Genomic DNA, 12,868 nt, shown 5'->3' with positions numbered 1-12,868 from the left:
ACGACAAAAAATGCTATCTTTGACGAAAATTAATTAACGCGAATGCCATTAATGGCATATATGTTTGTATCGTAACGGTACAAACAATGTGTCTATATATGTATTTGTGAATGGAATGAACAAATGGGCACGACCGTATTTGGGAAATGTCTTTTATTTGTTTCCGATTATTTGATATTGAAGTTGCCAACAACTAAATTGTAATAGCAGAATGGATGAAAAAGAACTCATATTGCTAGTTAGACAAGGTAATCAAAGTGCATTCACTACCTTATATAAAAATTATTGGCGTCAGGTTTATAATTTTTGCCGTTTATATCTGATCGATAAAAATGCAATAGAGGAAGTTGTTCAGGAAGTATTTGTCAAGGTCTGGGAGTCTCGAGATTTTATCCGTGAAGATGATAATTTCAAAGGGCTTCTTTTTATAATTACCAGAAATCTTGTGTTCAATCAGCATCGTAAAAATGTAAATGAAGACTTCTATAAAATGACGATTCTTGCTGCAATGGAAGACTCATATAATATGGAAGAGGAGATAGATGCCCGAAATCTGTCCGAATATATAGATCAACTTATTGCCGAATTGCCTCCGCGCCGCAGGGAAATATTTAATCTTAGTCGTAAAGCTCATTTGAGTTATAAAGAAATAGCCCAACAGCTCAATTTGTCTGAAAAGACAGTGGAACATCAAATAAGCGAAGCGCTGAAATATCTGAAACAAAATGTATATATGTTATCTCTTTTTCTTTTTTGATCCATTCGGGGGAAATTATTATTTCATTCGGAAGAAAGTAAAATTTCATTCGGATGATTTTTTTTTATCTATGGATGGGGGTAGTATTAGTTTGGTGTGTATTTATTATAGATTGACTAAAAATAATGAATAGCGATAAGAAAGATATATTAAAGAAATTAATGCATGAATCTTTGAATAAGGAAGAAGAAACTGCATTGATTAATAGACCTGAAATTTCAGGAAAAATGCTTTGCCAGTGGGATTCTTATGATGGCGCTAGATTTTCGGAAGAAGATGGGAGTCGCATTTGGGGTAATATCCGGAAAAGGATAAATGGTAAAATCAGTAAGCAAGTTGTGTTCTATAAAATATATAGTTTGGTAGCATCAGTGGTATTAGTTTTAGGTTTAGGTGGTGCTATTTATTTTGCTGACAGGGAACCCGCTCCATTAATGTTTGTAGCAAGTTCCGGTATAAAGAACTTCGAGCCGGTTTCATTGCCGGATGGAACAGAGGTGCAGATGGGCCCTGGCAGTAAAATAGTTTATCCGGAAAAGTTTTCCGGAAAAAATCGGGAGGTTGCTTTGGAAGGTCAAGCATTTTTTGATGTGGCAAAGAATCCCGGTAAACCGTTTATAGTTCATACGCCGGATATGAAAGTAACGGCATTGGGTACCGCTTTTGAAGTTTTTAGCTATAAACATGAAAATAAGCATGAAATTATTCTGCTGAACGGAAAAGTGAAAATCGGGGTTAATAATGAAAAACACCCTGGTAACAAGGAAGTGGAGCTTTTGCCGAATGAGATGTTTGTATATGACAAATGGAATAAAACGGCCAGTGTGCGAACCGTTGACGCCGATAAATATTCGACGTGGAGAAATAACGGCATATTAAGTTTTGAAAATGAAAAGCTGAATATGATAATTCCGCGTTTGGAACAATGGTTCGGTCGAAAAATAATTTGCCAGAAAAATATTGCAGATAGTTACCGTTTTACATTTAAAGTGAGAGACGAATCGCTCGAACGTATTTTGTATATACTGAGCAAATCGTCTCCGATAAGATACGTCGAAATGAACGGAGATTATAAATTATATTTAGAAAAATAACAAACTATTAGCCTAATTTATTTCTATGTGGGAAAATACATCTTAAGTCTAACAAAAGTTGGAGGATAAACTTGTCATCCTCCAACCAGTGAGTTCTTGATGGCAGGCAAAGGAGTTGAGAGGCCAAAAGCCTGCTAATTATTCACCAATAACATTACAAAGTTATGAAAAAAATCAAAGAACGGGATAATTATGTCCCGGGATTTAGAAAAACAATTCGTATTATGAAAATGACGACATTGTTATCTGTGTTTGTGGCTTGTAGCATCTCTGCATCCACATATTCACAGAATTACAAAGTATCGTTGAGCAAGCAAAATTGTAGCATTATTGAAGTTTTGAGGGAAATCGAAAAATCAAGTGAATTTACATTTTTCTTCAACGACAACCAGGTAAATGTAAACAAACAAACAAGTGTAAATGTAAAAAACGCATCTTTAGAAGAGGTGTTGGAACAGGTATTGCGTAATACCAATTATAAATACCAGATTATTGATCGCCAGGTGCTTATTAAAACTAAAGAAGCCGAAGCTGTAGCAATGTCTAGCCAGCAAAAAAGAATCGTCACTGGTACGGTAAAAGATGCAATGGGTGAGGCGGTTATTGGCGCAAACGTAATGGTAAAAGGTACTACTACCGGTACGGTAACAGATCTGGATGGTAATTTTAGCATTGAAGTTCCTGCCGGTGCTGTTCTTTTGGTTTCTTATATCGGATATATGGAGCAAGAAGTTGCAGTAAAAGGAAATCAGCCGGTTACTATTGCTTTACGTGAGGATACACAGAAACTGGATGAAGTGGTAGTTGTAGGTTATGGTACGCAAAAGAAGGTTACATTGACCGGTGCCGTATCTGCGATTAAGAGTGACGATATCGTAACAACCAAGAATGAGAACGCTCAGAACATGCTGACCGGTAAAGTTCCTGGGGTACGTGTTGTACAGAAATCTTCAGAGCCAGGTTCTTTCAACAACTCATTTGATATTCGTGGTATGGGTAATCCATTGATCATTATAGATGGTGTGCCTCGTGATAATATGTCGCGTCTGGATGCAAACGATATTGAATCATTATCAGTATTGAAAGATGCCTCGGCTGCTATTTATGGTGTGCGTGCTGCAAATGGTGTTGTTCTAATCACAACGAAGAAAGGTAAGGAAGGTTCTTTGGAACTTTCTTATGATGGAAATGTAGGATGGCAGAATCCGACAGGTTCGCCAAGGAGTGCAAGTGCTGCCGACTGGATGACATTGAAAAATGAAAAAGCGATGCACCGTTTGGAAGGCGGCGTTCTTCCTTACAGCCAAGAAGAGATTGATGCTTATCGCCGTGGAGATAAGGTTGGAACAGATTGGTGGGATGCTTGTATGCGGACATTGGCTCCTCAAACACAGCATACATTAAGTGCTACCGGAGGTAATGAAAAGACAAACTTCTATATCAGTACGGGTTATTTGTATCAGGAATCTTTCCTGAAGAGCAAGAGCTTGGATTATAATCGTTTTAATGTTCGTTCTAACGTAACAAGCAAACTGACGAATCGTTTGACCGTTTCATTAAACATGAGCGGTATCATGGATGAGAAGAGCCAGCCGTATGAAAACTCCGACTGGATTATCCGTGCTTTCCAACGTGCTCCGGCTACGCAGCCTATCTATGCAAATAATAATCCGGAATACTTGCAGAACGGATGGATCGAAGGTGATAACCCAGTTGCTATGATGGATGCCAATCAGGTTGGTTATAAGAAATATAACAACAAATGGTTCCAGACTTCAGCAGAGGCGACCTATGATGTTCCTTATATCGAAGGGTTGAAGGCAAAGGCAATGTTCAGTTATGATTATCAGATTGCAGATAACAAACTGTATCAAAAAACATATAATCAATATACGTATGATGAGGCTTCGGATACATATCAGAAGCATGGACGTGTAGGAACAAGCAAGTTCCGCCGTGAACACTATACAAAAGAAGCGTTGCTTTATCAGGTGGCATTGAACTACAGCCGCTTATTTAACGAAAAGCATAATGTGAACGGTTTGTTATTGTTGGAGGGTAGCCAAAGAAACGGAGATAACTTTTTCGCTCAGCGTGAGTTATCATTGGCTTTAGATCAACTATTTGCCGGAAACAGTGACAATCAGGAAGGTAATATGAGTACCAACTATGATGTGGACGATCCTTCTAAAAGAGATTTATATAAGGAAGCAAATTTAGGTTTGGTTGGTAAATTCGGATACGATTATGAATCGAAATATCTGGCTGAATTCAGTTTCCGTTATGATGGTTCTTCTAAATTCGGAACAGGTGCACAGTGGGGATTCTTCCCTTCAGCTTCTGTGGGATGGCGTATTTCGGAAGAGGCATTCTGGAAAGATTCCAAACTTTCATTTGTGAACAATGCAAAACTTCGCGCTTCTTATGGAAAGATGGGTGACGACCGTGCATCAAACTATCAGTTTGTAAATGGTTACTTGTATCCGGGCGGAGGCTTTGACGGTCAAGGTGGAGCAGGAACAGTATTTGACGGAACATTTGTTTCGGGTGTTCAGAGCAAAGGTATTACAAACCCGTATATCACTTGGTATATCTCTAAGACATTGAACATAGGTGCTGACATAGAGATGTGGAATGGTCTTCTGGGTGTTTCGGCCGACTATTTTACACGTGACAGAACCGGATTGCTGGCAAAGAGAGATCTGAGTTTGCCGGGAGTGGTAGGTGCCGAACTTCCGCAAGAAAACTTGAACGGTGACTTTACACATGGTGTTGAAATGGAATTGACCCACCGTAACAGAGTTGGTGAAGTAAACTACAACCTGAAAGGTATTTTCTCATATACTCGTACGCAGACTACTTATCAGGAACGCGGCAGAGCTGGTAACTCGTATGAAAACTGGCGTAATAACGGAAACGACCGTTACAACGATATTAAATGGGGAAAAGGTGATGGCGGACGTTATACATCGTATGACTATATATTGAACAGTCCTATCTATGCAGATAAGAATGTGCTTCCGGGCGACTATATTTATCTAGACTGGGATGGCGACGGACAGATAACAGATCATGACACTCATCCGATAGGTTATACAGGCAAGCCAATGATCAACTTTAGTTTTGCGGCTGGTGCTGAATATAAAGGATTTGATTTGAACCTGTTGTTTCAAGGTGCTGGTATGAGCTATGTTAGATATATCGAGCAGTTGCGCGAACCGATGTGGGGTAATGATTACTCAAATGCATTGGAGTATTTTATGGACAGATGGCATCCAGTCGATCCTACGGCAAATCCTTATGCACCGTCTACTATTTGGGTTCCGGGTAAATTCGGTTATACAGGAACTGTAGCAGATGAAAATTCACGCTTTAATTTTTATAATGCAAGTTATCTGCGTTTGAAAAGTGCTGAAATTGGTTATACTTTACCTCAGCAATGGGTTTCTAAAGCAGGAATCAAGAGTGTAAGAATCTACTTGAATGGTTATAACCTTTTCACTATAAAGGGAGTTGAAATCGATCCGGAACATCCGGAAGATAGCTATGGTAATATGTATCCTTTGAACAGAACGTTCTCTGTAGGTGCAAATGTTAAATTTTAATCTCGTTCAAAAGTCATGAAACTTTCAAAATATATATTATTGCTTGCTTTAACGTGTGGCATGCCTTCGTGTCTTGATTTGGATATTCCACCGTTGAATGTTGTACAGGATGATGATGTTTTTGGTACGGAAAATGGAGTAAAGAGTTATCTGGCGCGCTTGTACAGCCAGCAGTTTATTGAAGATTTCCGTTATTCGCATACTCGTGGATTCAATAACTCGTTTGCATTCCAATCTACATTTGGTATGACAGGTGAAGCTTTGAACCGTGATATTCATGGAGCGGAAACAGAAGCTAACCAGATATGGAATGATGCTTACAAATTGATCCGTGAAACAAACTATTTCCTGGAAACATTGCCAAAATATGCATCCAACTTCTCTAAAGAACAAGTTGACAACTGGATGGGAGAAGCTTATTTTACGCGTGCTTTCACTTATCATGCCTTGGCAAAACGTTATGGCGGTGTGCCAATTGTAAACAGTGTTCTTAAATATCCAGATCAGCCGATAGAAGAGCTGACGGTAAACCGTTCTTCTGAAGAAGCTGTATATGAGCAGATGGAGAAGGATTTTGATGAGGCTTACAAATTGCTTCCGGAAACCAGTCAGAAAGGCCGTGCTAATAAATATGTAGCTGCAGCTTTTAAAGCGAGAGCAATGTTGTTTGCCGGTTCTATTGCAAAATATAATGAGGTAGACAAACGCGACGACAAGGATAATACAATTCGGGTTTGTGGTGTTTCAAGAGAGAAAGCGAAAGAATACTTCAAGAAAAGTTATGACGCCGCTTGTCTGTTGAAAGGTAAATATACATTATATAAAGATGGTTGGAAGGCTGATGATAAGCAGGCTCAATATCAGAATTATGTGGATATGTATTTTGCTGAAAACAGCCGCGAAAATATCTTTATCCGTCAGTATAAATATCCCGAATCGGTACATGGTTATGATGCTTATAACATCCCACGTCAGTTTCGTACAAATGGGTGGACTGCATCAACAAGCCCTACGCTGAGCTTTGTGGAAATGTTCGAAGGATTTCCTAAGAATGCACAAAACAAGATTCAGGTATTCGATGAGAATGGTAAATACAAACTCTATAATACCACAATGGAACTGTTCGAAAATGCAGAACCACGCTTGCGTGCAATCGTGATTTTACCTGGCGATGAGCTGAAAGGCGAACAGGTGGAAATCTGGAGAGGTATTTACACAGGTGAGGTTGCCAATGGTATTTCTCGTTTGCAGTTGTCGGATGAACCTGCCGAAAGATATGAAAATGATCCGCATTGTAAGGATCTTATTGTAAGTTCGCAGAGTGCAGAAAACCAGACCGTGCGTGTTTTGCCTAATGGTGAAAAGATGAACGCCAGCGGTCGTAGCGGTTGTTTTTATGACAATGGAGAATGTACGATAGCCGGCTTTGCTGTGCGTAAATGGATTGATCCTTCTATTCCTGCCGCTTTGGTTATGGAAAGACGTTCGGAGCAAGCTTGGCTTGAAATGCGTTATGCCGAAGTGCTGTTAACTCGTGCCGAGGCTGCTGTTGAGTTGGCTGAAGAAGGAGCTGCAGACGCTGACTATATGCAGGACGCTTTCGATTGTATCAATGAAATTCGCGAAAGAGCAGGTGCTACTTTATTGACAAGCAAAGCCGAATTGACAAAGGAAATCGTACGTGTTGAAAGACGTAAGGAATTGAGTTTCGAGAATAAGGTATGGTGGGATATGAGACGTTGGAGAACAGCTCACCGTGAGCAGAACTCTACGCTTTATAGATCGTTGTTTCCATTCTATGCAGAAAAAGCAGGCAAATGGTTCTTTGACGCTCGTCCGGATGATAAGAACAAACGCTTTACATTTGATGAAAGATGGTATTATAATCAGATACCGAATGATGAAATAACAAAAAGCGGACTTACTCAGAATCCAGGTTATTAATCTTATAATACAGAGAAAATAAAATGAAAAAAGTAATATGTTATTTATCAATGGCACTGTTGCTGCTGGCTGGCAGTTCTTGTACCAAATTTGATAATTATGAAGAACCTGCCGAAACAATTAAGGGAGTAGTATTTGATAAAAATACCGGAAAGCCCTTACAAACAGAAGTGGGTGAAGGTGGTATCCGTATTAAGTTGATGGAATATAGTTGGAGTGATTCTCCTACTCCTTATTATTTCGGAGGAATGCAGGAAGGCAACTTTAATAATACCAAAATATTTGCAGGCGAATATGGTATTACGGTAATGGGCGCTTTTGTTCCGCTTGCCGAAGAAAGACATAAGGTGAAAGGTACATTGGACCTGAAGTTTGAAGTAGAGCCATTTCTTAATGTTGATTGGGTGGGCGAACCTGTTGTCAATGCTGATAAAACTGTAACGGTGAAAGCTTCGATCAAGAGAGGTACCAATAACAAGGATTTCCAGCAAAATGTGTCTGATGTTCGTTTCTTTGTTGTAGCCGGCGCTCCTTATGTTGGCGAGAACAATAAGGATGACCGTTATTCAGTGTATATCTCAGGCACGGAAGCCAATAGTATGTTGGGCACTACAGTATCGTTGACTACAAAAGCTCCTTTGGAATCGGGCTTTACTTACCATCTTCGGGTTGGTGCTCGTATTGACAAGGAAATTGAAGGTAACAGACGGTATAACTATACTGAAATGGTTACACTGAAGATGCCTTGATTGAATAAATCGTAAGATATTTGTATATATTTGGGGCGCCTTAATTAGATAACGTGATAAAACGACTATTAAGGTACCCCTTTGTTTTTTCTTAAATATAATAATCTATGAAGACGAATGTAAAAAAAGTATTGACTTGTTGTGCTTTATTATCTTTCATTGCTTCGGGTTGCCAGTCCGGACAAAAAGCAGTGGAAAATCAAACAGAAAAAAGAGAGAGGACTGCTTTTCAAACCGGGCAACCCTGGAAACCAACTACCGATACGCGTGCCGATGTGGCCATTGTATACGGGGTAGGAGGGAATCCTTCTGAGAAAAGAGCGAATATGACATTTGAAGAACGGGTACAAAGCTGGCGTGATAAAGGCTACACAACCCACTTTATGACTGGTATTGCTTGGGGTGAGTATCAGGATTATTTTACTGGAGAATGGGATGGAAAGTGGCATCTGAATGAAGGACAGGTAACTATGAAAGGGGATACAATCTGGCACGGACACATGGTTCCGTATATTGTACCTTCTATGAACTTTATCGAATACATGAAGGAAAGACACATCAAACGCGTAATAGATGCAGGCATTGATGCTATCTACCTGGAGGAACCGGAATTCTGGGCACGTGCCGGATATAGCGATGCTTTCAAGCGCGAATGGAAAGATTACTATGGTTTCGACTGGCGTCCGCAGCATGAATCTGCCGAAAATACCTATTTATCTAACAAATTAAAATATCATTTATATTATCGTGCCCTGAATGAGTGTTTTACCTATGCAAAAGAATATGGTAAAAGTAAAGGAATGGATGTTCGTTGTTATGTCCCTACCCATTCTTTAGTGAATTATTCTCAGTGGCAGATTGTAAGCCCCGAAGCAAGCCTGGCTTCTTTACCTTGTGTGGATGGATATATTGCCCAGGTATGGACCGGCACTTCACGTGAGCCGAACTATTTTAACGGAGTAGCAAAAGAACGTGTATTTGAAACAGCGTTTCTTGAATATGGCTGTATGGAGTCTATGACTGCGCCAACAGGCCGTAAGGTGTTTTTCCTTACAGACCCGATTGAAGACTGGCCTCGCGACTGGGCGGACTATAAGAAGAACTATCAGGCAACCTTTACAGCCAAGTTGCTTTATCCGAATAATAACAATTATGAGGTAATGCCTTGGCCGGATCGTATCTATGAAGGTCTCTACCGCACTAGTGCCAATAGTGAAGAGAAAGCGTTGATCCCACGTTTCTATTCTACACAGATGCAGGTTATGATTAATTCTTTGAATGATATGCCCCTGTCTGATAATAAGGTGAGTGGCTCGTCGGGTATCAGTGTGTTGATGGCTAATTCATTGATGTTTCAGCGTGCTCCGCAACCTGTAGCAGGATATGATGATCCGCAATTATCAAACTTCTACGGACAGGCATTGCCATTCCTTAAGCGTGGTGTTCCGGTTCATTTGTTGCACCTTGAAAATGTCTCTTATCCGGAAACATGGAAAGATACAAAAGTGCTGTTGATGTCATATTCGAATATGAAGCCGCTGGATAAAGAAGTTCATGAACATATTGCCGACTGGGTAAAAAATGGCGGTGTGTTGGTATATAGTACGCGTGATACGGATCCTTTCCAGAATGTACAGGAATGGTGGAATACAGGAGAAAACAAATATAAGACTCCATCTGAACATCTGTTTCAGGAAATGGGTATTGCTAAAGACGCTAAAGAAGGAGAATACGTTTGTGGCAAGGGTACGGTTTTTGTGATTCGCAAAGACCCGAAAGAATTTGTACTGGCCGCTAACAGTGATGCTGACTTTGTAGCAACAGTGAAGAACTTGTATGAGCAAAAGGCTAATGCCGGCACACTGGAATTTAAGAATAGTTTCTCGCTGTCAAGAGGAAACTATGATTTGGTATCTGTGTTGGACGAGAGCGTAAGCAATGAACCTTATGTATTGAAAGGTACTTTAATTGACTTGTTCGATCCGAAGTTGCCCGTTCTGTCTGAAAAGGTAGTTAATCCCGGCGAACAAGCCTATATATATAATGTAGGACGCGTAGCTAATCCGGAAACTCCGCAGATATTGGCCGCTGCTGCTCGCGCATACGACGAAAAAGCAGATAAAGGCAGCTATTCATTTGTGGCAAAGAGTCCCATAAATACAACAAATGTAATGCGCGTGTTATTACCTGCTGCACCAAAATCGGCTGTATTTACAGATGCAAAAGGTAATGAAATAAAAGAAGCTACATGTGAGTGGGATGAAACAAGCAAAACTTGCCTGTTAGGATTTGAAAATAATCCGGAGGGTGTAAAAGTTTCACTGAAGTGGTAATAGAATGATGAATATAAAGAAAATAGCAGGCGTTCTCTTTTTAGGGAGCGCCTTTCTCTCTGCTTTTGCAGGAGAAAAGGATTGGGTGGAATATGTAAATACCTTGCAAGGGACAAATTCGAAATTTGAACTTACACGTGGCAATACCTATGCAACAACGGCTATGCCGTGGGGTATGAATTTCTGGACTCCACAAACCGGTTTGGTAGGTGACGGATGGATTTACCAGCATTTTAAAGATTCTATCCGCGGATTCCGCCAGACCCACCAATGCAGTTCGTGGACAAATGATTATGGTGCCTTTTCTATTATGCCGGTAGTTGGTAATTTGGCAGTAGATCAATATGGAAGAGCAGCCCGCTTTAGCCATGATAAAGAAGTGGCAAAGCCAAACTATTATAAGGTAACTTTCGAAAACGGGCAAACGACGGAAATGTCGCCTACCGAGCGCGGCGTTTATTTTCGTTTTGCCTATCCGCTGGGTAAAGATGCCTATCTGGTGCTTGACGGGCATCGCGGCGGCAATATGGTACGTCTGTATCCGGAAGAAAACAAGATTGTCGGTTTTACGAGCAATGGCAATCACTCTTGCCCGGATGGATTTGCAAATTACTTTGTGCTATATTTCAATAAGCCGTTTAAGAGCTATGGTACGTGGAAAGATGCCGATGGAAAGAAAACGGAAAATAGCAAGGATGCTAACGGCAGTCATGTTGGAGCCTATGTTCAGTTTGAGCCCGGAGCTGTGGTGGAAGCAAAAGTAATATCCTCTTTTATCAGCATAGATCAGGCAGAGATGAACTTTAGGCGGGAATTGGCCGGTTTAAAATCTTTGGAAGAAGCCCGTGAGTTGGCTGCCGATGCATGGAACGAACAACTCGGTAAGGTGGAAGTGGAAGGCGGAACGGAAGAAGAAAAAGCAACATTCTATTCTTGCTTTTTCCGTTCGATGTTGTTCCCGCGCAAGTTCTACGAATACGATGCCAATAATAATCCGATCTACTACAGTACTTATGATGGCAAGTTGCACGATGGATATATGTATACCGACAATGGTTTCTGGGATACATTTCGCGCCCAGTTCCCACTGAATGCGCTTTTGCACCCCGAGATTCATGGACGTTATGTAAACTCGCTGCTGGATGCTTACGATCAGAGCGGATGGTTGCCAACCTGGTCGTTCCCGGGACATAACTGTGGTATGGTAGGTAATCATGCGGCCTCTTTACTGGCGGATGCTTATGTGAAAGGTTTCTCATTCGATACCGACAAAGCATTGAAAGCCATGCTGCATGAGGCAACAAATAAAGGACCTCACGGACCTTCCAACGGGCGCGACGGCTGGGCGGATTATTTTTCTTTGGGTTATGTGCCTTATCCTGAATATCGCGAATCGGTTGCGAAGACGTTGGAGTTTTGCTATGATGACTTTTGTGCCTATCAGATTGCTCGCCTGTCGGGTAATGATTATATGGCGAAGCTGTTCGGAAAGCAGATATATAATTATAAGAATGTATATGAACCTTCCACCCGTTTTATGCGCGGACGTGATAAAAAGGGTAACTGGACACCAAACTTTGATCCGAAAGAATGGGGTGGTCCTTACACAGAAGGATGTGCCTGGCATTATCACTGGTCGGTTTTTCATGACATACAAGGTTTGACAAACCTGATGGGTGGCGAAAAGAACTTTGTGGCGAAGCTAGACTCCGTATTCTCCGAGCCAAATACGTTTAAGGTAGGCACGTATGGCTATGTAATTCATGAAATGGCAGAGATGGCTATGATTAATATGGGACAGTATGCGCATGGAAATCAGCCTATTCAACACATGATTTATCTTTATAATTATGCCGGCGAACCTTGGAAAAGCCAGTATTGGGCACGTGAGGTGATGAACAAACTCTATAGTTCGGGCCCTAACGGCTATCCGGGTGACGAAGATCAGGGACAAACCTCGTCATGGTATGTGATCAGCGCAATGGGATTGTATTCAGTTTGTCCCGGCACAGACCAATACGTGATAGGCAGCCCTGTCTTTCCTAAGATGACGATTCACTTGGAAAATGGTAAAAAGCTGGTAATTGAAGCAGACGGCAATTCGTTGGACAACCGTTATATCCAGTCGTCCAGCCTGAACGGCAAACCGTTTACACGCAACTGGCTTACATATAAAGAGCTGACCGACGGCGGAGTAATCCGTTATAAGATGGGAAATAAACCGAATATATCTCGTGGTGTTACGGTGAAAGACCGTCCCTATTCGGTGTCTACTAAGTAGTTGATTTGTTGTTTATTAAAAAGATATATCTTTTGCATCTTAAACACATGTCTTTGCAATTCGAAAGTCATGTCTTTGGATTGCAAAAGATGTATCTTTTTTTTG

At 40.9% G+C, this 12,868-nt stretch carries 7 protein-coding genes; all 7 read left to right on the top strand.

Annotation, left to right across the window (positions count from 1 at the left end; translation table 11 throughout):
- Positions 1 to 211: 211 nt before the first annotated feature.
- Positions 212 to 757, top strand: a complete 546-nt coding sequence (locus CTY47_RS14235) for an RNA polymerase sigma-70 factor (RefSeq protein ID WP_099465441.1) — start codon at positions 212 to 214, stop codon at positions 755 to 757.
- Positions 758 to 882: 125 nt separating this feature from the next.
- The gene (locus CTY47_RS14230; protein WP_099465440.1) at positions 883 to 1,851 is read left to right on the top strand and encodes a FecR family protein; all 969 of its coding nucleotides are present in this window, start codon (positions 883 to 885) and stop codon (positions 1,849 to 1,851) included.
- Positions 1,852 to 2,015: 164 nt separating this feature from the next.
- Positions 2,016 to 5,456 (top strand): TonB-dependent receptor, encoded by a 3,441-nt coding sequence (locus CTY47_RS14225; protein WP_099465439.1) that lies wholly within the window; start codon positions 2,016 to 2,018, stop codon positions 5,454 to 5,456.
- 15 nt (positions 5,457 to 5,471) lie between these two features.
- Positions 5,472 to 7,400 carry a RagB/SusD family nutrient uptake outer membrane protein gene (locus CTY47_RS14220; RefSeq protein ID WP_099465438.1) on the top strand — a complete coding sequence of 643 codons (1,929 nt, stop codon included), beginning with the start codon at positions 5,472 to 5,474 and terminating at the stop codon, positions 7,398 to 7,400.
- A 23-nt stretch (positions 7,401 to 7,423) separates the two neighbouring features.
- Complete coding sequence (locus CTY47_RS14215) at positions 7,424 to 8,149, top strand: DUF3823 domain-containing protein (protein ID WP_099465437.1); 726 nt, start codon at positions 7,424 to 7,426, stop codon at positions 8,147 to 8,149.
- Between the two features lie 107 nt (positions 8,150 to 8,256).
- Positions 8,257 to 10,482 carry a hypothetical protein gene (locus CTY47_RS14210; protein ID WP_233202203.1) on the top strand — a complete coding sequence of 742 codons (2,226 nt, stop codon included), beginning with the start codon at positions 8,257 to 8,259 and terminating at the stop codon, positions 10,480 to 10,482.
- 7 nt (positions 10,483 to 10,489) lie between these two features.
- Positions 10,490 to 12,763, top strand: a complete 2,274-nt coding sequence (locus CTY47_RS14205) for a GH92 family glycosyl hydrolase (protein ID WP_099465524.1) — start codon at positions 10,490 to 10,492, stop codon at positions 12,761 to 12,763.
- Positions 12,764 to 12,868 lie beyond the last annotated feature (105 nt).

Origin of the sequence: Parabacteroides provencensis, from assembly GCF_900232875.1 — a bacterium.
In the GTDB taxonomy this organism is placed as follows: Bacteria; Bacteroidota; Bacteroidia; order Bacteroidales; family Tannerellaceae; genus Parabacteroides; species Parabacteroides chinchillae.
Note: the sequence above shows the minus strand (reverse complement) of the source record. Positions and strands in the feature narration are given on the sequence as shown.

Excerpts from the sequence above, each read along its gene's own strand:
- CTY47_RS14235 (WP_099465441.1), top strand. The coding sequence starts at position 212 with ATGGATGAAAAAGAACTCATATTGCTAGTTAGACAAGGTAATCAAAGT.
- CTY47_RS14230 (WP_099465440.1), top strand. The coding sequence starts at position 883 with ATGAATAGCGATAAGAAAGATATATTAAAGAAATTAATGCATGAATCT.
- CTY47_RS14225 (WP_099465439.1), top strand. The coding sequence starts at position 2,016 with ATGAAAAAAATCAAAGAACGGGATAATTATGTCCCGGGATTTAGAAAA.
- CTY47_RS14220 (WP_099465438.1), top strand. The coding sequence starts at position 5,472 with ATGAAACTTTCAAAATATATATTATTGCTTGCTTTAACGTGTGGCATG.
- CTY47_RS14215 (WP_099465437.1), top strand. The coding sequence starts at position 7,424 with ATGAAAAAAGTAATATGTTATTTATCAATGGCACTGTTGCTGCTGGCT.
- CTY47_RS14210 (WP_233202203.1), top strand. The coding sequence starts at position 8,257 with ATGAAGACGAATGTAAAAAAAGTATTGACTTGTTGTGCTTTATTATCT.
- CTY47_RS14205 (WP_099465524.1), top strand. The coding sequence starts at position 10,490 with ATGAATATAAAGAAAATAGCAGGCGTTCTCTTTTTAGGGAGCGCCTTT.